The sequence below is a fragment of the Arthrobacter sp. efr-133-R2A-120 genome, from assembly GCF_030209835.1.
Classification (GTDB): domain Bacteria; phylum Actinomycetota; class Actinomycetes; order Actinomycetales; family Micrococcaceae; genus Arthrobacter.
In genome coordinates this window covers 70,297-95,996 of record NZ_JARVRF010000032.1, presented here as the reverse complement: position 1 = coordinate 95,996, position 25,700 = coordinate 70,297, and the positions used below count along the sequence as shown (strand labels likewise).

Here is a 25,700-nt window from a genome sequence, read left to right as displayed (position 1 = left end):
ATGACAACCCCCGCAGAAGCCACCGTTGGCGCGGATTCCACAGCTCCGGCATCCGCCGTCGAGCAGCGCCTTGCCGAACTGGGACTGACCCTGCCGGCTGTTGCCGCTCCGGTTGCCGCCTACGTTCCGGCCATCGTCTCCGGCAACCACGTGTACACCTCCGGACAGCTGCCCTTTATTAACGGCAAACTCGAAGCTACGGGCAAAGTCTCCAGCGGTGAAGAAGGCCTTTCGGATGAGCCCACCGTGTCTCCGGAAGACGCGCAGATGTATGCAGCCGTCTGTGCGGTCAATGCCTTGGCTGCCGTCAAGAGCGTCATCGGAGACCTCGACCGCATTACGCGCATCGTGAAGGTGGTCGGCTTCGTGGCCTCCGATACCTCCTTCACCGGCCAGCCCGGTGTAATCAATGGTGCATCCGAGCTTCTCGGGCGTGTCTTCGGCGACAAAGGGCAGCACGCGCGTTCCGCCGTCGGCGTTGCGGTCCTTCCGCTCGACTCTCCCGTTGAGGTCGAGTTGATCGCTGAATTCAGCTAAGGAACCGGTTCACTCAATTGCCACAACTAGCCCGACGCCTGTTTGCGTTACCCCCTGAACTAGAAGGGGCTGCACGGAATTGGCTTGAGCTCGGCGAGCGGGTCCCCCGCGCCGCGCGTTTTGCATCATCTGTTGTACTGCTCCGGGACTCGCCTACCGGCCTGGAAACGTGGATGGGTTACCGTCCCGGTTCCTCGCCGCTGGGTGTTGTCGCGTTTCCCGGCGGATCGCTTGAACCCAGCGACGACGACGCCCTCGGCTGGCTCGGCCCCTCGCCTCAGCATTGGGCTGAGGCGCTAGGGACCGCCGACGTCGGACTTGCGCGCCGCCACGTGGTGGGCGCCATCCGCGAACTGTTCGAGGAAACCGGCGTGCTGCTGGCCGGCCCGGACCTGTCCTCCACAGTGGAGGCAACGTCCACTCCCGAGTGGATGAAGGCCCGCGAGGCCGTAGCTGCGCAGGACAAGTCGTTCACGGATGTCCTGGCCAAGCGTGGCTTGTCGTTGCGGACTGACCTGCTCAAGCCGCTCGTCAACTGGCTCAGTCCGGACTTTGCGCACCGGCGCTTCAACACCCGCTACTTCGCGGCCACCCTTCCTGTTAACCAGCAGCCCTCGCTGCTGGTGAGCAAGGGTGTCTGGGGGCGCTGGGTGTGCGTTTCCAAACTCATGGCCGAGCGCGAGACCACTGCGCTTGGGGACGAAATCGGCCAGGAAAACACAGCCGGCTTGGCTTTGGGCCAACTGCTGGTGCCGGGCTCGGAGATCATCCTCGAAAAGATGGCCGCTGCCCAGGGTTGCATTGCGTACCTCAGCTACAAACGCAAACCGCACATGTACCAGCCGCGGCTTGTCCAAGAGGATGGCGCACTCATGCTCGAAGTCGAAGCGGCCCGCACGGTTTCAGGCGAACCGCAGCGGGAGCGCTGACGACGCGGCGACGCGCATCCGCTGGCGAAACGAAAAATGCCTGGCGACTCCGGAATTCCGGGGTCGCCAGGCATTTTCCGTTTCGCAGGAAATTAGCGCGAGCGCTGGCGGAGGCGCTGCATGTCCAGGATGACTACTGCGCGGGCTTCGAGGCGGAGCCAGCCGCGCTGGACGAACTCGGCGAGGGCCTTGTTGACCGTCTCGCGGGAGGCTCCGACCAGCTGGGCCAGTTCTTCCTGCGTGAGTTCGTGGGCCACCAGGACGCCGTCGGTCGCGGGCCGGCCGAAGCGGTCCGCGAGGTCCAGCAGGGCCTTGGCGACGCGGCCCGGGACGTCCGAGAACACGAGGTCGGAGAGGGAATCGTTGGTGCGGCGCAGGCGGCGGGCGAGTGCCTGCAGCAACTGTGCGGACACTTCGGGACGGGTGCGCAGCAGGGCGTTGAGGCTTTCGTTCTTCAGTCCTGCCAGGCGGGTCTCGGAAACAGCGGTGGCCGTTGCGGTGCGCGGGCTGGGGTCGAACAGGGCCATTTCGCCGAAGAGCTCGCCTGGGCCGAGGATGGCCAAGAGGGATTCGCGGCCATCCGGAGAGGTGCGGCCGAGCTTAACCTTGCCGGACACGATGAAGTAGAGCTGGTCACCCTGATCTCCTTCGCGGAAAACAGACGCTCCGCGTGAAAGGTCCACCTCTGTGAGTTCGTCCGTCAGCAGACGGAAAGCGTCGTCGTCAAGGGTGGCGAAGAGGGGTGCGCGGCGCAATACCTCGATATCCATGAAATCTCCTGAGTAAAAGTTCGGCTGGGGCGCTTCAGCCATTGTTTCAGAATTTTGTCGCGTCTGTGACGTACTTGGCACTCGAAACGCCCTAAATCACGCGGAAGCGGCACAAAATCGCGCCCCAACTCGCCGGGAATGCCCTGCTCGGCAGCGGCTTCGCGATCTGGATGACAGCTTGCTTCCGAAGGGAAGCTGTCAGTCTGTGCAACTACAATTGGGGCTTACTCGGCTGTGAGGAGCTTTGGTGTTCGGCTTGACCATCTTGGACCTGGCGTTGATTTTGACGCTTCTTTCCTACCTGATCTACGGACTGCGCAACGGCTTCTTCGTGACGCTCGGCGGAATCGCCGGCTTCGCCGTAGGAGCAGTGGCTGCCTTTGTCGCGGTCCCGCTCGTCGGCGACTGGGTCAAGGACAGCGGCTGGAGACTGACCGCCATTATCGGCTCGGCCGTAGTGCTCATTGTTCTGGGGCACGGGCTTGGCACCTGGATCGGCCAGAAGGTCCGCAAAGCCGTGCGCATCCAGCCACTGCACGCACTCGACCGCCTGCTGGGCGGTTTCGTCAGCCTGGTTGTCGCCGCGCTGGTCATGTCCATGTTGGCGTTCAGCATCGGCTCCTTGGGTGTGCCGCTCGTTTCGCAGCAACTGGCCGATTCCAAGGTGATTCGCTTTATCGACACCATGACGCCCACACCCGTCAAGGCCGGCGTGGCGCAACTGCGTTCCACGGTCATGGGCAACGGCATCCCCCAGCTCATCGAGGGCATCGGCCCCGTGGCTCCTGTGCCCATTCCGAACACCAGCACGGACACTCCTGCCCTCAACAATGCGGCCCATTCCGTGCTGAAGATCGCCGGCACTGCCTACCAATGCGGCCAGAACCAGACGGGCTCCGGCTTTGTGGTCTCCCCTGGCCGGGTGGTCACTAACGCGCACGTAGTGGCCGGCGTGTCGCAGCCTGTAGTGGAAATCCCCGACGGCGGCGCTATGCCGGGGCGTGTGGTCTACTTCGACAGCCAACGCGACCTGGCCGTGGTCGCCGTCGACGGTCTCCCGACGGCGCCGCTGCAGTTGAGCGCCGACCTTCCGCCCGGCTCACCCGCGGCCTTCGCCGGCTACCCCCACGGCGGTCCGTTCCAGTCCAAACCAGCCGCGGTGGAAGGCATCTCGACCCTGCTGGTCCCGGACATTTACGGCAACAATCCTTCTCCGGAACAGGTTTACAAGCTTGCAGGAGACGTGCAGCCTGGCAATTCGGGCGGTCCGCTTCTGACGACCCAGGGACAGGTTGCCGGCGTAGTGTTCGCCAAGACCACTTCGGATGTGGCAGTGGGCTACGCCCTCACCATGGAAGAGCTCTCGCCCGTGGCCCAGCAGGCACCGTCCCTGAGCGCGGCAGTGTCGTCGGGCCAGTGCACCAAGAAGTAACCCTGCCCCGTCCGAGGATCTAGACCGCGGTGGCGAGGTAGTCGATGGCCAGCTTGTAGCCCTGGACTCCTGCGCCGACGATCACTGCGGAGCACACCGGGGACAGGTAGGAGTGATGGCGGAATTCCTCGCGCTGGTGCACATTGGTGATGTGGACCTCGACGGCGGGAAGCTGCACTGCTGCAAGGGCGTCCCGCAGCGCCACGGACGTGTGCGTGTAAGCACCCGCGTTGATGACGATCCCGACGGCGGTCCCGCGGGCGCCGTGGATGGCGTCCAGGAGGTCGCCCTCATGGTTGGACTGCACGCAATCTACCGTGAAGCCGTTGGCCTCGGCGGCTGCCATGGCGAGCTGCTCGACGTCGGCCAAAGTGGAGGTGCCGTACTTTTCCGGCTCGCGCGTGCCCAGCAGGTTCAGGTTGGGGCCGTTGAGGACGAGGATGGTGCCGCGACCGGCTTCGGTGGCGGTGGGAGCTTCAGTCATGACTCCCAATCTATCGGTGCGCCGAGCCTGTCCGGCGTTTCTTACGCTGCCCTGCTGCGCCGCGGCGCTGGACAGCGTAAGAAACACCAAACAGCGTAAGAAACACCAAACAACAGCTACAGCGCCGTGATGCGGAGCAGCAGCGCGTGTTCCGGGTTCAGGACTGGCATCGGGAGCCCGACTTCTGCCAGGAACCGACCGCTCGCCTGAGCCCCGGATGGCAGCCATGCGGGCGGCTGCACCTGGGTGAAGGTGCGGGCGTAGTCGGCGTCGACGGGGGCCGGGAAAATGGCCTGCACAATGTAGGAACGCTCGGGGTCGAGGCCCGGAATAGCGACGCGGCCGGGTTGTTCTGCGAACGACGTCCGGGTGCTGACGACGGCGAACAAGCCAGCGTCGCCGTCGTCGGACACCACACCGTGCAGCATGATCGAGTCGTCCGGCACGTCCGCACGGACCATCCGGCCGCTATGGATGAGCCCGCGGTGCTCCTTGTAGAGGCCGATGAAGCGCTTGAGTTCCTCGCGTTCGGCGCCCTGCACTTGGCGGACATCCCATTCCATGCCGAAATGCCCGAACATCGCAGTGATGGCGCGGAAGGAGAGATCGTGCGTGCGGGCCGTGGTGTGCGAAGTGGTGGGGCCGATGTGCCCGCCCACCAGTTCCGGCGGAACCACGACGCCGGTCCAGCGCTGGATGGTCTGCCTCTCGAGGGCGTCGTTGCAGTCCGATCCCCAGATCCGGTCGGTCCGCTCAAGGATGCCGAGGTCCACGCGGGCGCCGCCGGAGGAGCAGCTTTCGATTTCGACGCCGGGGTGGGCCTTTCGGAGCTCGTCGAAGAGCCGGTAGGCAGCCAGGGTTTGAGCATGCACGGATGCGCGGCCTGCATGGCCGTGTTCGGTGAGGTCCCGGTTCTGGTCCCATTTGAGGTACTTGATGTCGTTCTCCCCCAGCAGGGCGTCGATCCGCTCGAAGACGTACTGCCAGGCCGCCGGGTTGACGAGGTCGATGATGTGCTGGTGGCGCCATTCAAGGGGGAGGCGGCCGCCGTCCTTGTGTGAGATGGCCGCAGGGCCCACGATCCAGTCGGGGTGCGCCCGGGCAACATCGGAATCCAGGTTGATCATTTCCGGTTCCACCCAGAGCCCGAATTCCATGCCGTGGGAGTTCACGGCCTCGATGAGCGGCGTCAGCCCGTCGGGCCAGAGGCTTTCGTCGACGTACCAATCGCCCAGGCCGGCATGGTCGTCGCGGCGCCCGCGGAACCACCCGTCGTCGAGCACGAAGCGCTCAACGCCCAGCTCAGCAGCGGACTCGGCGAGCTCGATCAGGGCGTCGAGCCGGTGGTCGAAGTACACGGCCTCCCACGTGTTGAGGACCACGGGGCGGGGCTTGCCGGCGGGGAGTCCCGTGGAAGCCGCGGGAAGGACATGGTGCGGGCGGGACCGGAACCAGCTGTAGAAGGCTTCGCTGATGCCGTCCAGGCCGCGGTCAGAGTAGGCGGCAAACAGCGCGGGTGTGGTGTAGCCCTCGCCGGGCTGGAGCACCACTTCGGCGGGCCCCAGGAGCTCGGAGCCGCCGATCATCGTGCGGCCGTCGGCCACGGTGTCGGCGAATTGTTCGTGGTTGCCGCTCCACGCCAAGTGGGTGGCCCAGACCTTCCCATGGCGGTTGCCGAATCCAGGGGTACCCGCCGCGAAAAGCAACGAGGAGTCGTGCCCCGTGCGGCCGTGGCGTCCCGTGCGTACCCACGTCCCTTGTTGGACGGACCGGCGCTGTGGGTGCCGTTCGCGGCACCAGCGCCCGGTGAGGTCAAGGAGTTCGACGGCGTCGGGCCCCACCGGGAGAACGGTGGCCAGTTCGTCGAGCTGGAAGGGGGACGTGCCGTCGTTGACGGCAGTGTGGCGCAGCTCGAGAAGGCCGCCGGGGTGAAGGGTGAGGGTGGACGTCACGGTGATTCCGGCGTCGGGATCCTTCTGGACAATCGCTGCGGAGGCGACGGCGGAGCTGCCGTCAGCCTGCACTTCCACCACACGAAGCCGGGTCGAAAAGTCCAGTCCCGGAACGCCGTCGGCGATTCGCTGGCCGCGCAGGCCCGGGCGGCCCCGCCATGCGGACGAACCTTGCGGGAGGAGGGCCGCCGGTACGTTGGCATCGACGGCCGAGTGTGGGATGGGTTCGCCCAGGATCGCGAGGTCCGGAAGGGTGCTGCCGAGATCGGCACCCCAGTGGATGACTTCGGCCTCTCCGTTATCGAAACTGACCACGAGGCTTGTGCCGGCGGAACGGAGGTGGAGCGGGTCCATGGGCTGGTTCACTTTCAGGGAGTCGTTGTGTGTCGCGTTGGGAGGGAGTGGAGAGTCCGGGCACCGCCGTCAAAGGAGTGAAGCGGCGGCGCCCGGACTGGTTTGGCGGGGCTGGTGTTACTTGAAGAGGTTGTTGACCTGGTTGTTGGCATCGGAGAGCGAGCTGGCCGGCTTCTTGCCGCTTAGTACTGCGTCCATTGCGGGCTTCATGATGCCGTCAACTTTGGCAGCCTTGTCCGCGATGGGGAAGAGGAACGTGGTGCCGTCTTTGACCTGCTGGGTGAAGGCGGAGACGTCAACACCCTTGGCCGCGAACGCCTTGGCGGCCAAGTCCGAGGACGTGCTGATCGCCGGGAACACGACGGCCTTGTTGGCAACGACGTCCTGGCAGGCTGAGGAACCAAGGTATTCGACCCACTTGGTGGCTGCTGCGGGGTTCTTGGTTCCGGCCCAGATGGAGTCGGCCAGGCCGTTGAACATGGACGCGCGCTTGCCGTCCGGTCCCGTCGGGGTGGGGGCGATGGCAGTCTGGATACCCTTGTATCCGGTGTACTGGCCGATCATCCATGAGCCGCTGGTGTTGATGGCGGCCTTGCCTGCACCGAAGTTGTCCGAAACGCTGGCGCCTACCGTTGTTTCGAGTTTGGGCATGTAGCCCTTGTCGGCCAGTCCGGCCCACCAGGAGATGGTTTCCTGGAACTTGGGGTCGTCGTAGTTGAACTTCGTGCCCCACGGGTTCTTGTCGGTAGCGGTCCAGCCGGTGGTGGCTGCGAGGAAGCTCCACTGGGTCTGGCCCTGACCGGAGCCGGAGGACTCCAAGCCCAGTCCGTAGACGGCCACGTTGTTCTTGTCGAAGCCGGCTTCGTCTCCGCGCTTGCCGTTCTTGTCTACGGTCAGGTGGGCGATGGTCTTTTCGTAGCTGCCGCCGTCCTTGGGGTTCCAATCCAGCTTTGCCATCTGCTCGGCAGTGATGCCGGCGGAGTCGGTCATGGCCTTGTTGTAGAAGAGGCTGATGGTGTCCCAGTCCTTCGGGAGGCCGTAGCGCTTGCCGTCCTGGCCCACCCAGAGATCGGCCAGGCCCTTGTTGTAGCTGTCCAGTTTGACGCCGTCCTTGGCTACGGCGTCGTCGAGGGCCAGCAGCTGCTTCTTGGAAGCGAACTCCGGGTACTTGGACAGGTGGTCGGTGAAGACGTCAGGGGCGGTACCAGACACGAAGCCGTTGGTCAGGGTGGTCCAGTAGTCGTCCCAGCCGCGCTGGGTGATTTTGACGGTGATATTCGGGTTGGCCTTGGTGAAGTCACTCGCGCACTGTTGGTAAGCCGGGAGCTGGTTGGCGTCCCACAGCCAGTAGTTGATCTCGCCCTTGGCTTCGCTGGAGGCGGGGGCGGAGCCGCCACAGGCGGAGAGTGACAGCGCGGCCGCGACAGCGACGGTGACGGCAGCTGCGACGGTGCCAATGGATTTCTTCATGGTGGACCTTTCAGGGGGTTGCGATAGAACGGGGCGGCGCTTGGGGAGAAAGATGACTTACTTGATGCCGGAGAATCCGATGGAGTTGACCACCTTCTTGCCGAAGGCGATGAAGAGGATCAGGACGGGCAGCGCTGCCACGAGGGTTGCGGCCATTAGCCCGCTCCAGTCCGGTGCCCCTTGCGGGGACTGGGACTTGAAGACGCCCAGGCCCACGGTGAGGACGCGGACATTCTCGTCCTGGCCTACCAGGAGCGGCCAGAAGTACTCGTTCCACTGACCGATGAAGGTCAGCAGGGCCAGGGTGGCCAGGGGTGCTGCGGCGTTGGGGATCACGATCTGGAAGAAGATGCGGAGGTGCTTGGCGCCGTCGAGCATGGCGGCCTCTTCCACTTCGCGGGACATGCTCAGGAAGAACTGGCGCAGGAAGAAGATGGCAAAGGGCGTCATGAACATGAAGGGCAGTGCCAGTCCGGCGAAGGTGTTGAGCAGGCCCAGGTTCTTGATCATCAGGAAGTTGGGCAGGGCGGTGAAGATCGGCGGGACCATCATGGTGGCCAGGAAGATCGCGAAGACCTTGTTCCGGCCCGGCCAGCGCAGCCTGGAAAAGGCGTAGGCGGCCATCGCGCTGAAGAACACCTGGCCTGCGGTAGTCAGGGTGGCGAAGATGATCGAGTTGCGCAGGTAGAGCCAGAAGTTGATGTCGGCCCCGGACCCGCCTTCGGCGATGGCCTGCTCAGGACTTTGCAAGCCGAAGACTCGTTGGAACGCGCCCCAGCTAAAGTCGGCCGGAAGAAGGTTGCCGGCGTTCGAGGCCAACGAATGGTTGCTGGACAATGCCGTCCGGAGCATCCAGAGGAACGGAGCGATGGTGACCACGACGGCGATCACCACGAGGACCCAAGCGCCTGCGCGGCGCCAGTTCACGGGTTTCGTGCGGGGGCGGCGTGATCGCGGGGAGCCTACGACGGCAGTGGCGGACTCTCGCGAGTGGCGGGAATTGGTGGAGGTACTCATGGCGGGGTTTCCTTAGTCCAGGTCCGTCTCATTGCCCTTGAGGAACTTCATCTGGATGAAGGCCACGAGGGCGAGAATGATGAAGAGAATGACGGACAGCGCTGAGGCGTAGCCGAAATCTGACTCGCCGAAGGCCTTCTGGTAGATGTACATCTGGATGACCCGGGAGGCATTGACGGGTCCGCCTCCGGTCGTCACGGCCACGGTGTCGAAGACCTGGAATGAACCGATGACCGTGACCACGAGGACCAGGACCAGCACCGGGCGAAGGAGCGGCATAGTGATGCTCCAGAACGTCCGGGTGGGGGAGGCCCCATCAAGGTTGGCCACCTCATAGACGTGATTGGGGATGGCCTGCAGGCCGGCGAAGATCAGCAGGGCCGTGTAACCCATGTGCCGCCATACGTTGACGAAGGCGATGGTGGGAATGGCCCATTGATCGCTGCCGAAGAAGGCGATGCGCGGCAGGCCTAGCCAGCTGATGACTTCGTTCACGATGCCCAGCTGGTAGTCCAGCATCCAGAACCAGAGCAGCGCAACGATCACATTGGCCACCAGGAACGGGAGCAGCAGGACGCCGCGAATGAAGGTGGATTTGGCCACGCGGTGCATGAGGAGCGCGAGCCCGATGGCGATCACGGTCTGGAAACCGATGTTCAGTGCCACGTACTGCACGGTGACGGCCATGGCGTTCCAGAACAGGTCGTCGCTGAAGATCGTCGTGTAGTTCTTCAGGCCGATCCAGGTGGGATCGCCGAGGATGCTGTACTCGGTGAAGCTGAGGTAGATGCCCCGGATGGTGGGGACGAGGAAGAAAAGAACAAAGCCGATCATCGCCGGGAAGATGAAGAGCAATGCGATCTTCAAGTCACCGATCCGGCGGATGCCGAACTTGGATGGTTTGCCCGGTTGGGGAGGTGCGGCGGGTTCCGCTTGTTTGGCAAGGGTGGTCATCTTCGACCCTTTCCTGACTGTGATGTGGGTTACAACTGATGTGAATCTACACGAGTAGATCCGAAGGGGTCAAGTAATTTTGTGAAGTTTTGTTCGATTATTTTGGATTTATTGCTTTTTGTTGACTCGAGTAGATCCCAGTGATTCACTGGCATGAGTCACTCGTCGAGCCTCTCCGGGCGGGCGAGGGCATTCTGAAGCCATCCACCCGAATCGAAGGGCTAACAATGACGTTTTCAATGGGAGTAGTAGGCCTTGGCCAGTTCGGCGGCCAATTCGCCCACCTCTTCAAGCTCCACCCCGGGGTTTCCGCTGTCTACGCAGTGGACGAGCTCCCTGAACGGGCGTCCAAAGCTGTTGAACAGCTGGGGCTCGACGGCACCATGGGCAGTTTCGACGAGTTGCTGGCGTCCGACGTCGACGCCGTCGCCATCTTCACGCAGCGCTGGACGCACGGGCCCTTGGTGATCAAGGCGCTGCGCGCCGGAAAGCACGTCTATTCGGCTGTTCCGATGGCAATTTCCGAGGAACAGATCGCCGGAATCATCGAAGCCGTGCGTGAGACCAAACTTGTCTACGCCATGGGGGAGACCAGCTTCTACAACCCCGCAACCGTCTATGCGCGCAAGCAGCACGCCGCCGGCAAGTTCGGCCGCATCTTCTACACCGAAGGCGACTACGTCCACGACATGGACCTGGGCTTCTACGAGGCCTACCAGTACAGCGGCGGCGAAAACTGGAAAGCAACCGCCAGCTACCCGCCCATGCTGTACCCGACGCACGCCATCGGAGGCGTGCTGGGCGCCATACCGGGCCACGCCGTGAGCGTCAGCTGCATCGGCGTCAAGGACGATCGCGGCGACGGCGTCTTCGACAAGGAAGTCAGCATGTTCGACAATGACTTCTCCAACGCCACTGCGCTGTTCGAAATGAACGACGGCGGCGTGATGCGCACCAACGAGATGCGCCGCGTGGGCTACCCCTCGCACATCCGCGAATCGCGCTTCCGTTTCTTCGGCACGGAGGCAAGCTTCGAGCAGTTGGCCACCACCACGCTGTGGCAGGACAAGGAGGGAGTCCTGGACGTCTCCGAGCAGGTGGAGACCAAGCCGAGCATGTCGGCGGATGACCCCTCCTTGGCGGACGTCGCCCCCGAACTCCGCGGTGCCTTCATCTCCGGCCTCGCTCCGGTGCACGACGCCGGCCGGCTCCCCGTTGAATTCGAGGGAGCTCCGACCGGGCACGAAGGCAGCCACCAGTTCCTCGTGGACGACTTCGTCACAGCCGTGAACAAAGGAAGCCTTCCGCCGGTCAACGCGTGGGTGGCCGCCCGCTTCACGCTCCCCGGCGTCGTGGCTCACGAGTCCGCGCTCCGCGGCGGCGAACGCCTCCCCATCACGGACTTTGGAGATGCGCCCGAGGCTTTGTAGTTAGCATGATCACCATGACTAGTTCGGCAGTGCACACCCCGCGCGGACCGGTGACGCGCAAAGACGTGGCCCGGTACGCCGGGGTGAGCACCGCCGTCGTGAGCTATGTGGTGAACGGTGGCCCCAAGAAAGTGGCGCCGGCGACGGAAGCGAAGGTCCAGGACGCCATCCGGATCCTGGGGTACCGCCCGAATGCCGCCGCGCGAGCGCTCAAAATGGGGTCCAACCAAACCCTCGGCCTGGTGATTCCGGACTCCAGCAACCCGTTCTGGGCGCTGCTGGGACACGCTGTGGAAGTGGCGGCCGCCGAGCGCGGATATGCCCTTCTGTTGACGAATTCCGACAACAAACTGGAATCCGAACGCCGCCACATCCGCAACCTCGCTGCCAGGCAGGTTGATGGAGTGGTCCTGGCCAGCGTCATGTTCGAACCCGATCTACTGGAGCTTGTCGGCGCGGAAATCCCCTCGGTGCTGCTGAACCATGCCTCGATCGCTCCTGGATTCAATAGCGTTGGCGTGGACCTCGAAGCCGGAGCCCGCCTTGCCGTGGAACATTTGATCGGCCACGGACACACCAATATCGGACTTGCCATGGGCATCACAGCGGACAACGAGGCCGATGGGCGTGAGGAGGGGTGGCGGCGGGCGCTCGAAGCTGCCGGACTCCCTGTTGGGCCGCTCGCCCGCGGCGGGTTCGACCGACCCGGGGGCTACGCTGCCGGACAACAGCTCCTGGCCGCGGACAACCGCCCGACGGCGATCTTCGCCAGCTCCGATATGCAGGCAATCGGGGTTCTGCGGGCAATCCGCGAGGCAGGTCTATCCGTTCCGGAGGATATCGCCGTGGCGTCCTTTGACGGCTCGGTTGAGGCGGAGTATAGCTGGCCGGCCCTGACCACCGTGGAGCAGCCGGTGTGGGAGATGGCGGAGGCGGCCGTGTCCGCGCTGGTGGGCGAGAATCGCAACGAACCCCCGCAGCACAGGGTCTTCCCCACGCAATTGCGGATCCGCCAATCGTGCGGGTGCCCGTAGCGCCTTCCCACCCCAACTAGCTCGCAGTTGTTGTCGTTTTGAGCGCTCATAACGACAACAACTGCGTGGGCCCACGCCGCCCGGGTTCCCTGGCCGAGCTTGCGAGGCGAGGGTGGCGGTGGGGATCAGTTGGGTCTCCTACGCGCTAGGGAGCTGCGATCCTGAGCTTCCCGACGCCGTCGGCGAGGATGCGCCGGGCATCCTCGCCGAGATGCGAGTCCGTCACGAGCACGTCGGCTTCCTCCAACTGGGCAATCGAGGCGATGCCCACCGTTCCCCACTTGCTGTGGTCCGCCAAGACCACCACGTTGCGGGCCGCACTGATGAACGCCCGGTTGGTTTCGGCTTCCTGCAGGTTCGGGGTGGTGAACCCGGCGTCCGCGTCCATGCCGTGGACGCCCAGGAACAGCGTGTCCAAGTGCAGTTGCTTCAGCGCGGCCGTCGCGATGGGACCCACCAAAGCGTCCGACGGCGTGCGCTCGCCACCCGTCACGATGACCGGGAAACCCTCCCGCGAACCCGAGGCATTGTGGAAGAGATCCGCAATCCTGATGGAGTTCGTCACCACCGTGATCCGCGGGCCTTCCAGGAGTACCTTGGCGAGCTCGTAGGTGGTGGTTCCGGCGCTCAGGCCCACAGCCATGCCCTCGTGGACCAGGGTGGCGGCCTCGACGGCGATCGCGTGTTTTTCCTCGATCAGCTGGGTCGATTTCAGCTCAAAGCCGGGCTCGTGGGTCCGGGCATCGCCGGGTATCTTGGCCCCGCCATGGATACGCTCGACGAGCCCGGACTCCTCAAGCGACTCGATGTCGCGCCGAACAGTCATGGCTGAGACGCCCAGCAGTTGCGCGAGATCCGAGACACGGACAACCCGTTCGCGCTGGACGGCGTCGACAATGGCGGTGTGGCGGGCTGCCTGAAGCATCGGAGCCTTTCTGGAGGGACGGCGGGTGGTTAGGCGGGAGTGGCGACGACGGCGACGCCTCCGGCAGTAAGGTTCAGCGTACCTCCGGTGGGTGTCCCGCTGAGGAGCTCGACGCCGTCGAGCGTCACCTCAGCGTCCCGCGCACTGTGGTTGATGACGAAAGTCCAGTCCTTGGTGCCGTTGCTCCTGCGGACGATTTCCACGTCCTCCGGGGGCTGAACGCCCAGGACCGGTTCCACCCCGGCGTCGGAGCAGAGTAGCTGGACCAGTTCGGCCAGCCCTCCGCGGCCCAGGCTGGTGGCCACGTAGTAGGCGGCACCGCGTCCGGCAGATCCCGCCCGGCGGGTCACCGCGGGCGAGCCGTCGACGCCGGTGCCCGCGCCGCTCATGCCTGCGCCGGCGCCGAACGTGGCAAGAACCTCCGCCCCGGTTGCCTTCCCCAGCTCGCTCCAGAGTGACCCGGAGCCGAAGCGGCTCAAGCCCACCGTATCGTCGGAGCGCAGTGGGAAGAATTCCTCCATGCTCACGCCCAGCAGTTCGGAGAATGCGCCCGGATAACCGCCGCCGTTGACCGGGTCCATCCGGATGTGGTCGTTCTGGTCAACGATCCCGGAGAAATACGTGATCACGAGGGTTCCGCCGGCTTCGACATACTCGTGGAGCTTCGCGGCGGACTCATCCGTGACTAGGTACAGCATGGGCGCGATCACCAGTTTGTAGCCGGAGAGGTCATCGGTGCTTTGCTGGATGTCCGTGGTGACGCCTGCCCGGTAGAGGGCATCGTGCCAGCGCCGCGTTTCCGGGAGGTTCCGGGCGTCCTCGCTGGGGTGCGAGTCCAGTTCGGTGCCCCAGCGGGCGTCGGTGTCGTGGATGATGCAGGCTTCGGCCTGGACCGTGGAGCCGGCCACCTCCGAAATGCTTTCGAGCGCCCGTCCCAGCTCCACCACTTCGCGCCACACCTTGCTGTCGCGGCCGGCGTGGGGGACCAGTCCGGAGTGGTACTTTTCGGCCCCGGCGCGGGAGGCACGCCATTGAAAGAACAACACGCCGTCGGTTCCGCGGGCCACGTGCTGCAGGGAGTTGCGCAGCATTTCGCCCGGGGCTTTGGCCACATTGCGGGGCTGCCAGTTGACTGCCGAAGTGGAGTGTTCCATCAGGAGCCATGGTTTGCCCTGTGCCCAGCCGCGGGTGAGGTCCGCCGTCATGGCCAGGTCCTGGAAGTTCCGTTCGTCGGCGGCGATCAGGTAGTGGTCATTGGACACGACATCCATGTGTCCGGACCAGCGCCAATAGTCCACAGGGGCGGTCAGGCCCATGTTGAAGCCCATGAAATTGGTGGTCACGGGGTGCTTCGAATGCGCCCTGATGATCTCTGCCTCCGCGTTGAAGCACTCGAGAAGGGCATCTGAGGAGAACCTCGCGAAATCCAGTTGCTGGGTGGGGTTCACCCACGTTCCGGAGCGGCGCGGCGGGAGGATCTCGGCCCAGTCGTAGTAATGCTGGGACCAGAAAGCCGTGCCCCAGGCCTCATTGAGCGCATCGAGGCTCCCGTACCTGGCCTGCAGCCATTCCTGGAAGCCACGCTCAGCATGGGGGCCGAAGTCCGGCTGGTTGTGGCAGCCGTACTCGTTGTGGACATGCCACATCACGACGGCGGGGTGCCCCGCGTAACGCTCGACTATCGCCGTCGTCAGGGCTGCTGCCGCCCGGCGATAGTCGGGCGAGCATGCCGCGAAGGCTTGCCGGGAACCGTAACTTTGCCGGACGCCGTCGGCATCCACGGGGAGCGAATCGGGGTACTTCCGGCTGAACCACGGCGGCGGAGAGGCACTCGCGTTCGCAAGATCCACGCTGATCCCGTTGCTGTGGAGCAGGTCCAGGATCCTGTCCAGCCAGCCGAATTCGTACCGGCCTTCTTCGGGCTCCAGCAGCGCCCAACTGAAGATTCCGACACTGACCAGGTTCACCCCGGCTTCCTTCATGAGGGCGACGTCGTGTTTCCAGACCTCTTCGGGCCATTGTTCGGGGTTGTAGTCGCCGCCGAACGCGATCCGGCCGCCCAACTTGTCGACGATGTAGTCCATTGCCATGCGTTTTATCCTTTGCTGGAACCGAGCGTGAGACCGGCCACGAATTGGCGCTGCAGCACGAGGTAGATGATCAGGGTGGGTATCACAGTGATGGTGGCGCCGGCCGCCAGGAGGTTGTAGTTGCTGAGGAACTCGCCCTGCAGGTTGTTGATGGCCGTCGTGATGGGCAGCCGGTTTCCGCTTTGGATGAAGAGCAGCGGCCAGAAGAAATCGTTGTAGATGAAGATGACTTCCAGGGTTCCGAGCGCGGCGAGGGCGGGCCGGCACAGTGGAAGGATGATGTTCCAGTACTGCCGCCAGATCCCGGCGCCGTCCACGAGCGCGGCCTCCGTCAGGTCGGAGGAGAGGGCCTTCATGTAGTTGGAAAGCACGAACGTGCAGAACCCGATCTGGAACGCCGTGTCCACTGCGATCACCGAGATGTAGGTGTTGAGCAGGTTGCCGGAATCGCTGAAGGAGTAGGGCAGCGTGACGTGTTTGAACATCTCGAACAACGGGGCCGCCAGGACCTGCGGGGGCAGGAGGTTCCCGGCGGTGAACATGATCAGGAGGGTGACGTTGAATTTCCAGCTCACCCTGGAGACGGCGAATGCCATCATCGAGGCGAAGAACAGGGTCAGCAGCACCGCCGGGACGGTGATGATTACCGAGTTCAGGAGGTACTTCGAGAATCCGCCTTGGGTCCAGGCCGTGATGAAGTTGTCGAAATTGAAGGTGCCGCCAAGGCTGAAGTAGCCGTATTTGTCCGTGTCCGCCTTGGGCCGCAAAGCAGTGAACAAGGACCAACCCAGCGGAATCAGCCACATGATCGCCATGACGGTCAGGAAGATATGGGTCCCGTAGTGGCGCTTGCCCGAGTTCACGGTGACGGCCGCAGCTCCGGCGGTGCTTGGGATGGGGTTGGCGAGGGTGCTCATGCCTTGCTCTCCTTGCCGAAGGTGCGGATGAGGTAGAAAACGATGGGGATCAACGAGATGACCAGGAGAATGACCGCGAGGGACGAGCCGACGCCGATCACCTGGCCTTCGCCGACCAGGTTCTGGATCACCAGGGCGCTGATCAATTCAAGGCCGTTGGTCCCCCGGTTGATGACGTAGACGATGTCGAAGGCACGTAGCGATTCGATGATGGTGATCACCACGATCACGATGTTCACGGGGCGCATTGCCGGGAAAACAATGCGGAAGAACGTCTGGGCGGCGTTGGCGCCGTCGATCGACGCCGCTTCCCGCAGCGAGGGGTCCACGCCCTTGAGCCCGGCCAAGTACAGGATCATGACGTAGCCCGCGTGACGCCAGGTGGCCGCAACCATGGCCGCCCAGATATTGACGTTCGAATTTCCGAACCAGTCCACGGCTTGCGGTGTGCCCGCCGTGCCCAGGAGGTAGTTCAGCAGCCCGCTGTCCCGGTTGTAGAAGAGCTGCCAGATGATGCCGATGAGGGCCAGCGACAACATGACCGGGGTGAAGAAGATGCTCTGGTAGATCTTGCTGCCGCGGATCTTCTGGTCCAGGAGCACGGCCAGAAGCAGGCCGAGGGGTGTCGCGATCAGGGCCAGGAAGACGAGCCATAGAACGTTGTGTTGGATGGCGGGCCAGAACGGGGGATAGTCCTGGACCACGTAGCGGTAGTTGTCCGTCCCTGCGGCCTTGATGTCCTTCAGGTCCAGGCCGTTCCAGCGGGTGAAGCTCAGGGCAATGGAGAAGAGCGTGGGCAGCCAGACCAGCAGGAGCTGGATCAGGGTCGGCACGCCCACCATGACCGCGAGGACGATCTTGTCACGGCGCGTAAGGCGGCGGACCCTGCCTGCTTTGCCGGTCCGCCTGTCCGTGCCGGGCTGGCTCTTGCCGGCCGTGGTTCGCCCGGCAGCACCGGGTTCGCTGTCCGGTGCTGCCGGTTTCTCGGCGGTAGTACTCATGGGGATTCCTTCAGCTACTGGGCTGCGTAAAGGGTCTTGGCCTGCGCTTCAAGGTTCTTGACGTCCACGGTGCCGTCCTTGATGAAGGACTGCAGCGCGGGGATCATCACGTTGTTGGCCATGGCGGGGAGAGCGTCCCGGTCCAGGAACTGGCTGATGTACTTGGCGTTGGCGATGGTGTCCGCGCACTTCTTGTTCAGCGGGGTGAACTTTGACGTGTCGGCGCCCTTGACGGTGGCGATGTTCGAGGTGTCCACGGCTGAATAGGCGTTCTGGCCTTCGGCGGATCCCATGAATGCCAGGAAGTCGTGCGCCGCCTTGTTGTCGCCGCCCTTCTTGGACAGGAGCAACCCGTCGATGGGGGCCTCGACGGCGTCGGTGCCTTCCACGGCGATTTCCGGGAACGGGAAGAAATCGATGTCCGCCAGCACCGCGGGATCCGTGAATTGCTGGGTCACGAAGGAACCCAACAGGTACATGCCGGTCTTCTTGGCTTCGAGGGCCTTGGCCGCGTCCTGCCACGTCTGGCCGAGGGCATTGGGGTCCTGGAACGGCAGGAGGGCCTTCCAGGTGTCGAAGACGTCGCTGACCTTCTTCTGGTCCCAGCTTTCCTTGTGGGCGGTCAGGTCGATGTGGAACTGGTAGCCATTGAGGCGCATGTTGATGTAGTCGAAGGTGCCCATGGCCGGCCAGCCGTCCTTGTCCGCGAAGCCGATGGGGATGATGCCGTCGGTTTTCATCTTGGCCGCCAGGGTCTTCAGTTCGTCGAACGTCTTGGGCACTGCGTAGCCCTTTTCGGCCCAGAAGCTCTTCCGGTAGAAGAAGCCCCAGGGGTAGTTGTAGTTGGGGACGAGGTACATCTTGCCGTCCGGCCCGGTGGAGGCCTTCTTCATGGCGTCGGAGAAGTTGCTGCCGATGGTTGCCCACACGTCATCCACGGGAGCCAGCAGGCCCTTGCCCGCGTAGTACTGCATGCGGTAGCCGGCGAACCACGTGAAGGCATCGTCGGGGCTGCCCTGGAGGTAGGAGTTGATCTTGTTCTGGAAGTCGTTGTGCGGGACGACGTTGGTGGCCACGGTGATGCCGGACTTCTTGGTGAAGGCATCGGTGACGGCTTTGTAGGCGGCCTTGGGAACGTCGTCCGAGGAACCGGAGCCGAAGGTCAGGCTGCTCGATGAGGCTCCCGGAGCCGGCCCGGAGCCACCCGTGCAAGCAGCCAGCAGCGGAATGCCGGCGAGCCCCGCGGCACTGATTCCGAGCGTTTTCAGGATGGTGCGGCGTCCAGGGCCAGCATTGTGGGCCGACTGGAACGGGTCAAGATTCGCTGCCATGTTCTCTCCCTTGAAAGCGTGGTGCTTGTGAGTTTTCTCACGTAGAACTCGACTATAACCGCTCAAAAGAGAACATGAAAGAACTAAATATAACATTCTTGCGACGGAGGGTTTTAAGACAAAAGCGGCGGTCCTCTTTGGGGAGGACCACCGCCTTGGCCTGGCCGGCCTTGAGGGCCTGGCTTGATTGTGACAGAGCCTACTTCTTCAACGACTCAGCGATCTGGGCCATGATCGTGGGGTCGGAGAGGGTGGTGGCGTCGCCCACTTCGCGGCCTTCTGCGACGTCCTTTAGGAGGCGGCGCATGATCTTGCCGGAGCGTGTCTTGGGCAGTTCGGGGACCACGAGGATGTGCCTGGGTTTGGCGATGGGGCCGATTTCCTTGCCCACGTGGTTGCGCAGCTCGGCGACGGTGGCGTCGCCGCTGTCCTGTCCCGACGGGGCGGATTCACGCAGGATCACGAACGCGACCACGGCCTGGCCGGTGGTTTCGTCGGAAGCCCCGACGACGGCGGCCTCCGCCACCCAGGGGTGGGACACGAGCGCGGATTCGATTTCGGTGGTGGAGAGCCGGTGCCCGGAGACGTTCATGACGTCATCCACCCGGCCCAGGAGCCACACGTCTCCGTCTTCGTCCTTCTTGGCCCCGTCCCCGGCGAAGTACATGCCCTCGAAGCGGGACCAGTAGGTGTCCTTGAACCGTTCCGGGTCGCCCCAGATGCCCCGCAGCATCGCGGGCCAGGGTTCGCGGACCACGAGGTAGCCGCCGTGCCCGTCCGGGACGGACTCCCCGGCCTCGTCCACGACGTCGATCGCGATGCCCGGCAGCGGGACCTGCGCCGAACCCGGCTTGGTCGCGGTCACGCCCGGCAGGGGCGCGATCATCTGGGCGCCGGTCTCGGTCTGCCACCAGGTGTCCACGATCGGGGCGGGGTGCTCCTTCTTTTCGCCGTTCTTGCCGGCGTTGCCGCCGATGACGTCCCGGTACCACATCCAGGCCTCGGGGTTGATGGGCTCACCCACCGAGCCCAGGACCCGGATCGAGGACAGATCGTACCGGCCCGGGATCTCCTTGCCCCACTTCATGAACGTCCGGATCGCCGTGGGGGCGGTGTACAGGATGGAGACCTTGTACTTCTCCACGATTTCCCACCAGCGGCCCTGGTGCGGGGAATCCGGGGTGCCCTCGTACATGACCTGGGTGGCGCCGTTGACCAGCGGGGCGTAGGCGACGTACGAGTGGCCGGTGACCCATCCGACGTCGGCGGTGCACCAGAACACGTCCGTCTCGGGGTGCAGGTCGAAGACCGCCCTGTGGGTGTACGCGGTCTGGGTCAGGTAGCCACCGGTGGTGTGCAGGATGCCCTTGGGCTTGCCGGTGGTCCCGGAGGTGTACAGGATGAACAGCGGGTGCTCGGCGTCGTGCCCGACGGCGGTGTGCTCACCGGAAGCGGCGCCGACGGTGTCCTCCCACCACTGGTCCCGGCCCTCGTGCCAGTCCACCGGTTCGCCGTTGCGCTTGACCACCACGACGTTCCGGACCGAATGTCCCTCACGGGACAGGGCCTGGTCCACGGCGGGCTTGAGCGGGCTGGGCTTCCCGCGCCGGTACGTGCCGTCCGCGGTGACCACGAGCTTGGCCTCGGCGTCATCGATCCTCGAGCGCAGGGCGTCGGCGGAGAAGCCGCCGAACACCACCGAGTGCACGGCCCCGATCCGGGCACAGGCCAACATGGTGATGACGGCTTCGGGGATCATGGGCAGGTACACGGCCACCCGGTCGCCCTTGGCCACGCCGAGGGACTCGAAGGCGTTCGCGGCCTTCTTCACCTCTTCGGTGAGCTGCGCGTAGGTGTAGGAGCGGGTGTCGCCCGGTTCGCCTTCGAAGTGGATGGCCACCCGGTCCCCGAGCCCGTTCTCCACGTGCCGGTCCAGGGCGTTGTATGCGGCGTTGACCTTGCCGCCGACGAACCACTTCGCGAACGGCGGGTTGGACCAGTCCAGGGCCTGGGTGAAGTCCGTGTCCCAGTCCAGCAGTTCCCGGGCCTGCTTTGCCCAGAACGCGGGACGGTCCGCATTCGCTTCCGCATAGACTCCGGCGCCGACTACCGCGTTGGCCGCGAACTCAGGGGTGGGCGCGAACTTCCGGTTCTCGTGGAGAAGATTTTCGAGGGCATCGCCGTTGCCTGCCCCGTCGGATCCGGGTGCAGCGGTGGTCGTCGATCCATTGGCGTCCTGGGACATGTGAACCTCATCATTCATCGATCTCTGCCGCGCGGTTGTCCCGTAGCGGGGCCGCCCCACCCGCCAATCTTGCACGACGTTGGGCTGCGGCGCCTCACGGGATTCCGCAAAGAGCTTTTCCGGAACCCACCTTAGCGTTTTGAACCGACAACAGGTGTCCGCGGTCACAATCCGGACCGTGAGCGGCGGGTGATTCGCGCCGAACGGCGGCGAAGGCTCTTGACCTCGGCCCTGATTAACAAATTTGGTGGACACGAAGTCGGTCACTAAGTAGCCTTTGCTTGTTGGGCGGCTAAAGCCACTCATTTCTTGGGGGAAGCGAGCACCACATGAGCCCGCCATAGAGCACAGAGCCGCCTACGCCGCGTCCCGCAACGGGATCCCATTCATCGTCCGCAACGGCTAACACTGCCGCGGAACACCCGCTTCACACTTTTCCGCAAGGCGCAAGGTCGCGCCTATCGAAAGGAATCCCCATGAGTCAGAACACCCCTCCTGTAGGGCCTCCCGCCGGATATCCAGCCCCCGGCTCACCACAACCCGGACCATACGCGGGAGGACCCGCACAGACATCTGGTCAGTATCCGGGGTATCAGGGCGCACCTGCCGGATACCCTGGGTATCAGGCAGCACCAGTCGGTTACCCTGGCGCGGTTCCCGGTGGACAGTTTGTGGGTAACAAGTCATTCCTGACAGCTTGGCTATTGGCACTTCTCCTTGGCGGACTCGGCGTTGACCGGTTCTACTTGGGCAAGATCGGCACAGGCATTCTGAAGTTGGTCACGCTTGGTGGTTTGGGTATTTGGTCACTGATTGACCTGATCCTGCTTCTGACGAACAAGCAAACCGACAAACAGGGCTACAAGCTGGCTGGCTACGAGAAGCACAAGACGGTGGCCTTGATCGTGACCTTGGCGTTGATTCTCTTGAGCGTCGTCTTTAACATTGCCAGAGTCGGTGCCTCCACCACGCCGAGCGGGTCTACCGCTGTCGTTCCGGCCGCATCCGCTGCCTCGAACCCCGGTGCTACGACCGCCGCGGCACCCGCCGGATACACAGTCGGCCAGCCGATGTCCGTCGATATGGGCGATGGCAACGTTGCCAAGGTGACTATCGTTTCGGCCAAGTACTCGGCGACGGCGAACGCGACCCTGAACGCGCCCGCCAAAAATGGGGGTTACCTGATCCTCGATGTTCTGTGGGAGACCGAGAAGGGCAAGACCTCCTCGAACCCGTTGTACTTTGAGGCGAAGGATGCGGACGGCCGCAAGGGCGACGTTGAGATGTTTGTCGACGGCGCACTTGGCTCCGGCGTTGTCCTTCCCGGCGACAAGGCTCGCGGCAACGTCGCTTTCGACATCGCGCCGGGCACATCGACTGTGATCATCACGACGCCGCTTCTGCAGGAGGCTGCGCGTCTCCAGGTGACCCCGTAGTAGCTTTGGAAGCTGCACTATGGCTCCGCACGGGTCACCCGTGCGGAGCCATTCTGCTTTTCACCCGTTCGCATCCAGCTTTCGTAATGGCTTCAACTAGTGGACTGTCAGACGGGTGGCATAGGCTGAAGAGGTCTCGAGACGCGAAAACTTGCCGCCCGGTCCGGCCCGGAAAATACTGGGTGCAGCCTTGAGCGGCAGCGTCCGGAACACCGCCGTACTAAGGAGATTTGCACATGAACCAGACGAGCCTAGGTCCGAAGAACGGCGCGCAGACGCCCGGATCGGCCCCCGAAGCAGCAACTGGATCCGTGGCGCCACAGCCCGGCAGCGTGACCTCCCCGAAGTACCAAGCCGTACTGGGTCCGTTCACCATCCGGGACGTGACCGTTTTCGGTTCCACCTTGCTGATGTTTGTGGGGTCCCTCCTGCCGATGTTTGGCGGGCGCTACAACCTGTGGAACCTCGATAACCTTTTCTTCCTGGCGCTGGGCATCATTCTTCCCCTCGTTGTTGCCGCTTTGTTCGTTGCCCGCCGCCTGCAGCCGGGGAACATTGTGCGAATCGGCTCCCTTTCGACTGACCAGTTCGCGTCCGTCGTGGCGTCGTTCGCCGTGACCCTGTTCTTCCTGTCCGCAGCAGGCGCGTTTACCGTTTTCGTGCTCGTCGGACTCATTGGTTCGGTAGGTCTTCTGGCTGCGACGGTCCTGGCTCCCCACTTGCCCCTCCTCCGCGACGACTTCAAGGGCCGGGCCGAACAGCCCGCGCACGTTGTGGCCCGCGAGTCGGCCATTCCAACGCGCAAGCCTGCCGCGCCGAAGCCGGCCAAGCCTGAGCCGGTCGCGCCGAGGCCGGAAACTGCGGTCGCTGCTTCCGGGCCTGGAACTTCCATGCCCGAAGCTCCCGCCCACTGGGCTCCGGCAGCAACCACCGCCGCACCGGCAGAGACTCCATCCGCCGCCACTGAAGGCCCCGCCACCGAAGCCGCCGCCGTCGTACCTGCCGAATACGCGGAGGCGGCAGTTGCCGACGGCGCACGGGAAGCGCAGGCGCCCACGCCCGAGGAGCCCAAGCACATGCCCGCCGCCACCATGGCTACGCCCATTGTCGGCGGCCCAGACGCCGGCACCGGGCCCGCCACCCAGCACATCGGCACGGTCAACCAGCCCCGGGTGCACGAGCCCATCGGCGCCACCGTTGACCCAGCCACGCGAAGGGACGAATCCGGGCACGAATCCGGGTACGAGGCATTCTGGTTCGCAGTGGCCCACCCCCGCGTCGTTGTCGACGAGCACACCCGGATGCCCGCCTTCACCATCGAACCGGGCGCGTGGGTCCTGGCACTCGAAGACCGCGGCGAGGAATTCCTCGTCCAGGATACTGATGGCAAAGTGGGCGTCCTGCGCGATCTCAGCCACATCGAACGCGGCTAACCAGGCCGGCCGTGGACACCGTCGTCGAAACCCCGCTGGCTTTGAAGCGGCGCGCGCGCAAAATCAACAAGGCGCTCGCTGAGCTCTATCCCTACGCCCACGCTGAGCTTGATTTCCGGAACCCGTTCGAGCTGGTGGTGGCCACGGTGCTGTCCGCCCAGACCACGGATGTGCTGGTCAACCAGGTCACCAAGATCCTGTTCGCGCGCTATCCGGATGCCCGGAGCATGGCCGAGGCCGAGCTTGCCGAGCTGGAGGCGATCCTGCAGCCCACCGGCTTCTTCCGTGCCAAGGCGAAGAACGTCCTGGCGCTCAGCACACGCTTGGTGGACGAGTTCGACGGCGAGGTTCCCGGCAGGCTGGAAGACCTGGTGACGCTTCCCGGCGTCGGGCGAAAAACGGCAAATGTGGTGCTGGGCAACGCGTTCGGCGTCCCTGGAATCACTGTGGACACGCACTTTGGCAGGCTGGCGCGCCGATTTGGCTGGACGACGTCCGAGGATCCGGTGAAGATCGAGTTCGATGTCGCGGAGCTGTTCGAGCCCCGGGACTGGACCATGCTGTCCCATCGTGTGGTTTTCCATGGCCGCAGGGTTTGCCATGCGCGCCGGCCAGCGTGCGGAGCGTGTGCCGTGGCCAATTGGTGCCCGAGTTACGGCGAAGGCGAAAAGGACCCCGTCAAAGCGGCCAAGTTGCTTAAATACGAACTGGCGCCGGGCAACGAAGCGCTTCTCGCAAAGCTGCTTGCCGAGACTCATCGCGCGGCGGAGATTCGGATGGAATCGCAAAGGAGACCGGGATGACCGCGCTCGAGGACCTCGTCAGTCTCATTACAAGGATTGATTCCGGGCTGCATCCGGGCCCTGATCCGCGGATTGCGGCCGCGACTATAGATCCGGACAAGGCGCGAAAAGCGGCCGTGCTCATGCTCTTCGGCGTCTTGGACGACGTCCCCGCCCAATCAGGGAAACCGGTGGCCCCGGCGGATTTGGATGTGTTGCTTCTGGAACGCGCCCACACCTTGGACGACCATCCGGGACAGGTGGCGTTCCCCGGCGGAAGTATCGATCCCGGGGATGAATCGGCCGTCGCTGCAGCTATCCGGGAAGCAGTCGAGGAGACCGGTCTGGACAGCGGGGGCGTGCAGGTGCTGGGTGTCATGCCGGAACTAGGCCTGATCCGCAGTAATTTCGTGGTCACCCCGGTCTTGGCATGGTGGGCGTCGCCCTCGCCTGTGAGGGTGGTGGACTACGCTGAGTCCGCTCAAGTGTTCCGTGTCCCGGTGCGGGACCTCTTGGATCCCGACAACCGATACACCGGGACGCTCACGCGACTCGGACGGACCTTTTCAAGCCCCGTCTTCCAGGTCAACGGACTAGTCGTCTGGGGTTTCACCGGGATGGTGCTCAGCGGCCTGTTCGATGCTTTGGGCTGGACTGTTCCGTGGGACACGGAACGGCTGCTTGAGATCGAGATCTAGCTTCCCGCTGCAGGCGTGCCGCCCCACCCGGGAACACTGCGGGCTGTTGCTCCGGGCCCCGCCCGGCCCACTATGCTGCGCGTCGGGCAGGTTTTGAGTGATCCACGACGATGCCCGTGGCGGCATTTTCCCGTACGGCGTTGATCCCCGCCACTACGGCTTTCAGGTGTTTGAACCGCGGCGATTCCGCCACCAGGGTTCCATCGGAAGCCGTCAGCCGAAACCGGTAGCCATCTTCGCCGTCTCTGAGAATTTCGAATCGTCCAGCCATCGTTGCTGTTCCCCCTTGAATACTGCCCGCACAGTGAGCGCGTCTTTGCACTGTGGCGCTTCTCACTTCGAACGCCATAAGGCGAGACTATCCAGAAGGAAGGGGAGTGCTGAAGTTACTTCGGGGTACATTACTTGCCTGAGTCATGCCGGGTTCGTTTCCGCCATATGACTAGCTTTCGGCCCCGCTGGAGGTTATGGTTCCGGGC

General features: G+C 64.1%; 22 protein-coding genes. 9 read left to right on the top strand and 13 right to left on the bottom strand.

Going from position 1 to position 25,700, the window contains the following annotated elements:
- Complete coding sequence (locus QRN52_RS15795; RefSeq protein WP_284754142.1) at window positions 1-537, top strand: RidA family protein; 537 nt, start codon at window positions 1-3, stop codon at window positions 535-537.
- A 17-nt stretch (window positions 538-554) separates the two neighbouring features.
- Entirely contained in the window at window positions 555-1,466 is a 912-nt protein-coding gene (locus QRN52_RS15790; RefSeq protein ID WP_284754141.1) for an NUDIX hydrolase, read from the top strand.
- A gap of 92 nt (window positions 1,467-1,558) precedes the next feature.
- Here the strand turns inward: QRN52_RS15790 and QRN52_RS15785 are convergent, their stop codons facing one another.
- The gene (locus QRN52_RS15785) at window positions 1,559-2,236 is read right to left on the bottom strand and encodes a Crp/Fnr family transcriptional regulator (RefSeq protein ID WP_011775987.1); all 678 of its coding nucleotides are present in this window, start codon (window positions 2,234-2,236) and stop codon (window positions 1,559-1,561) included.
- A 247-nt stretch (window positions 2,237-2,483) separates the two neighbouring features.
- Here QRN52_RS15785 and QRN52_RS15780 point away from each other — a divergent pair, with 247 nt between their 5' ends.
- On the top strand, window positions 2,484-3,668 hold the full coding sequence (locus tag QRN52_RS15780) for a MarP family serine protease (RefSeq protein WP_284754118.1): 1,185 nt from the start codon (window positions 2,484-2,486) through the stop codon (window positions 3,666-3,668).
- A 19-nt stretch (window positions 3,669-3,687) separates the two neighbouring features.
- Here QRN52_RS15780 and aroQ read toward each other — a convergent pair whose 3' ends face one another.
- The 5 genes from aroQ to QRN52_RS15755 all read right to left on the bottom strand — a co-directional run bounded on the left by aroQ (window position 3,688) and on the right by QRN52_RS15755 (window position 9,899).
- On the bottom strand, window positions 3,688-4,152 hold the full coding sequence (gene aroQ / locus QRN52_RS15775) for a type II 3-dehydroquinate dehydratase (RefSeq protein WP_059389485.1): 465 nt from the start codon (window positions 4,150-4,152) through the stop codon (window positions 3,688-3,690).
- A 116-nt stretch (window positions 4,153-4,268) separates the two neighbouring features.
- On the bottom strand, window positions 4,269-6,458 hold the full coding sequence (locus QRN52_RS15770; protein ID WP_284754117.1) for an alpha-galactosidase: 2,190 nt from the start codon (window positions 6,456-6,458) through the stop codon (window positions 4,269-4,271).
- A gap of 117 nt (window positions 6,459-6,575) precedes the next feature.
- Window positions 6,576-7,928, bottom strand: coding sequence for an ABC transporter substrate-binding protein (locus QRN52_RS15765; protein ID WP_284754116.1), 1,353 nt, complete (start codon window positions 7,926-7,928; stop codon window positions 6,576-6,578).
- A gap of 57 nt (window positions 7,929-7,985) precedes the next feature.
- Window positions 7,986-8,945, bottom strand: a complete 960-nt coding sequence (locus QRN52_RS15760) for a carbohydrate ABC transporter permease (RefSeq protein ID WP_284754115.1) — start codon at window positions 8,943-8,945, stop codon at window positions 7,986-7,988.
- 12 nt (window positions 8,946-8,957) lie between these two features.
- A complete protein-coding gene (locus QRN52_RS15755) occupies window positions 8,958-9,899 on the bottom strand; it encodes a carbohydrate ABC transporter permease (protein WP_284754113.1) in 942 nt (313 codons plus the stop codon).
- Window positions 9,900-10,126: 227 nt separating this feature from the next.
- Between QRN52_RS15755 and QRN52_RS15750 the strand changes: the two genes are divergently transcribed.
- A complete protein-coding gene (locus QRN52_RS15750; protein ID WP_284754111.1) occupies window positions 10,127-11,329 on the top strand; it encodes a Gfo/Idh/MocA family protein in 1,203 nt (400 codons plus the stop codon).
- A 14-nt stretch (window positions 11,330-11,343) separates the two neighbouring features.
- Window positions 11,344-12,363: a LacI family DNA-binding transcriptional regulator gene (locus tag QRN52_RS15745; RefSeq protein WP_284754109.1), complete on the top strand. Its 1,020-nt coding sequence runs from the start codon at window positions 11,344-11,346 to the stop codon at window positions 12,361-12,363.
- A gap of 145 nt (window positions 12,364-12,508) precedes the next feature.
- On the opposite strand, the gene QRN52_RS15740 is transcribed toward QRN52_RS15745, so the two are convergent.
- The 6 genes from QRN52_RS15740 to acs form a co-directional block, all read right to left on the bottom strand.
- Window positions 12,509-13,288, bottom strand: coding sequence for a DeoR/GlpR family DNA-binding transcription regulator (locus QRN52_RS15740; protein WP_284754107.1), 780 nt, complete (start codon window positions 13,286-13,288; stop codon window positions 12,509-12,511).
- Between the two features lie 29 nt (window positions 13,289-13,317).
- A complete protein-coding gene (locus tag QRN52_RS15735; protein WP_284754106.1) occupies window positions 13,318-15,378 on the bottom strand; it encodes a beta-galactosidase in 2,061 nt (686 codons plus the stop codon).
- Between the two features lie 5 nt (window positions 15,379-15,383).
- Window positions 15,384-16,295: a carbohydrate ABC transporter permease gene (locus QRN52_RS15730; RefSeq protein ID WP_284754105.1), complete on the bottom strand. Its 912-nt coding sequence runs from the start codon at window positions 16,293-16,295 to the stop codon at window positions 15,384-15,386.
- The gene (locus QRN52_RS15725) at window positions 16,292-17,296 is read right to left on the bottom strand and encodes a carbohydrate ABC transporter permease (protein WP_284754104.1); all 1,005 of its coding nucleotides are present in this window, start codon (window positions 17,294-17,296) and stop codon (window positions 16,292-16,294) included. Before QRN52_RS15725 ends, QRN52_RS15730 begins: the two co-directional genes overlap by 4 nt.
- A gap of 14 nt (window positions 17,297-17,310) precedes the next feature.
- Window positions 17,311-18,627, bottom strand: coding sequence for an ABC transporter substrate-binding protein (locus QRN52_RS15720; RefSeq protein ID WP_284754102.1), 1,317 nt, complete (start codon window positions 18,625-18,627; stop codon window positions 17,311-17,313).
- 199 nt (window positions 18,628-18,826) lie between these two features.
- A complete protein-coding gene (gene acs / locus QRN52_RS15715; protein WP_284754100.1) occupies window positions 18,827-20,872 on the bottom strand; it encodes an acetate--CoA ligase in 2,046 nt (681 codons plus the stop codon).
- Between the two features lie 671 nt (window positions 20,873-21,543).
- Here acs and QRN52_RS15710 point away from each other — a divergent pair.
- The 4 genes from QRN52_RS15710 to QRN52_RS15695 all read left to right on the top strand — a co-directional run bounded on the left by QRN52_RS15710 (window position 21,544) and on the right by QRN52_RS15695 (window position 25,221).
- Entirely contained in the window at window positions 21,544-22,308 is a 765-nt protein-coding gene (locus tag QRN52_RS15710) for a TM2 domain-containing protein (protein WP_284754099.1), read from the top strand.
- A gap of 236 nt (window positions 22,309-22,544) precedes the next feature.
- Window positions 22,545-23,741 (top strand): hypothetical protein, encoded by a 1,197-nt coding sequence (locus tag QRN52_RS15705; protein WP_284754098.1) that lies wholly within the window; start codon window positions 22,545-22,547, stop codon window positions 23,739-23,741.
- Window positions 23,742-23,752: 11 nt separating this feature from the next.
- The gene (gene nth, locus QRN52_RS15700; protein ID WP_284754097.1) at window positions 23,753-24,544 is read left to right on the top strand and encodes an endonuclease III; all 792 of its coding nucleotides are present in this window, start codon (window positions 23,753-23,755) and stop codon (window positions 24,542-24,544) included.
- A complete protein-coding gene (locus QRN52_RS15695; RefSeq protein WP_284754096.1) occupies window positions 24,541-25,221 on the top strand; it encodes an NUDIX hydrolase in 681 nt (226 codons plus the stop codon). The genes nth and QRN52_RS15695 overlap by 4 nt, the downstream gene beginning before the upstream one ends.
- Before the next feature lie 70 nt (window positions 25,222-25,291).
- Here the strand turns inward: QRN52_RS15695 and QRN52_RS15690 are convergent, their stop codons facing one another.
- Window positions 25,292-25,570, bottom strand: a complete 279-nt coding sequence (locus QRN52_RS15690) for a YegP family protein (RefSeq protein ID WP_350225159.1) — start codon at window positions 25,568-25,570, stop codon at window positions 25,292-25,294.
- Between the last annotated feature and the right edge of the window lie 130 nt (window positions 25,571-25,700).